At 52.1% G+C, this 1,487-nt stretch carries 1 protein-coding gene; it reads right to left on the bottom strand.

Annotated features, from left to right (window positions below; translation table 11 throughout):
- Positions 1-48: 48 nt before the first annotated feature.
- A protein-coding gene (locus EVJ30_RS14870; protein WP_370251111.1) for an IS3 family transposase occupies positions 49-1,376 on the bottom strand; the annotation gives its coding sequence in 2 pieces (ribosomal slippage) (positions 49-1,004 and positions 1,004-1,376; 1,329 coding nt in all).
- Between the last annotated feature and the right edge of the window lie 111 nt (positions 1,377-1,487).

Below are 1,487 nucleotides of genomic sequence, written 5' to 3'. Positions count from 1 at the left end.
TGAACTGAGCCCCGTAAAATGGACAGTTTAATAAAAAGCCCGTATGTCCTATGCGGCGATTAGATGGCCCCGATATTGTTCCGGGGTCATCTTTTTTAGGTTCCACTGACCGCGTTCGCAGTTGTAATAGTTTATGTAGTCCCCGACCATTTCTCTGACCTGCTCGATTGATCCACACGATCGGTTGGTGACATAGTCCTTCAAATGGCCAAAGAATGATTCAATTGGTGCGTTGTCGAGACAGTTGCCTCGACGTGACATGGACTGGACCAGTCCAAGGCTGCGAACGAGTTGTTGGTAGTCCGGATGTGTATAGTGGAAGCCTTGATCCGAATGGATCATCGCCTCGGGATGCAGATTCCCTTGGAGGTGATCTTCAAGTTTTTCCATCGTCTGAAAGACGAGGTCCATGTGAAGGCTTGCGGACAGCTTGTGCGCCACGATCTCACGCGTGGCCACGTCCTTCACGCATGACAGATAGACGTTCTCGCCGGAGGCGATCGGGAGGTAGGTGATGTCGGTCACGAACACCTTTCCAGGCTCGCTCTGTCGGAACTGACGGTTCAACAGATTCGGCACGACGCGATGCTCGTGCGTCGCCTGAGAGAGCTTCCGATAAGGATTCATCCTCCGGATTTTGGTGACGATGTTATACTTGCGCATCAGTCGGAGAATCCGTTTGTGGTTGATCCGGACGCCGAGTGTCGCGAGCACCTCCATGTACAGCCCCCGATAACCGACTTTACCTTTATGGCTGTCGTGGATTTGCTTGAGGAGTGTCGCGTCTAGGTAATCACGCTCTTCCCGGAGGGACGCCGCCTCGGCACGGTTCAACCAGGCGTAATAGCCACTCCGGCTCACGCCGGCGATCTCACATAGTGGGCGGACGAGGTTCTTCAGCTGTGCGATGCGGATGACGGTGTTGATGGCCTGATATTTCGCTGCTGGTGTCAGTTCGTATGTTTCGCCTGCCCTTCTAACTTCTCTAGCTTTTTTAAGAGTTCATTCTCTGCCGTCAGGTACTTGATTCTTGCCTCTGCCTTCGCTAACCGTCTCTCCATCGACTCGTCTGTTTTCGGGCGTCCACCTCCCAGAGCCTTTCCACGTTTGTCGTTCAGGAGACCGTCTTCCCCGTCTTTTCGATATGTTCGGCGCCATCGTTCCAACGCGGACTTCGCCTTCCTGTTCCCAATTACCGTCAGGTCGAATCCAGCCTCCGTGAAGATCTGCCGGGGTCCCTTGCCGTCCATGTTTTCAAGCACGGCCTTTACTTTGAATTCACCGGTGTATTGGATCGAGCGTTCTGAAACCGACGAGACGTTCGGGTTCGACTCAAGCTGATCAATTTGATGGATATTGAAAATGATTTTACTCATGGTTGTTTCTCCCGTCTGAATGAATAGGTTCATTATAGCGATTCGTGCGCATACGAAAAACCCCGAATGGGTCACTTATTTCAAGTGTCCTTCATTCGGGGTTCAGTTCAA

It is taken from the genome of Exiguobacterium sp. SH5S13, from assembly GCF_004337085.1.
In the GTDB taxonomy this organism is placed as follows: Bacteria; Bacillota; Bacilli; order Exiguobacteriales; family Exiguobacteriaceae; genus Exiguobacterium; species Exiguobacterium aurantiacum_A.
Note: the sequence above shows the minus strand (reverse complement) of the source record. Positions and strands in the feature narration are given on the sequence as shown.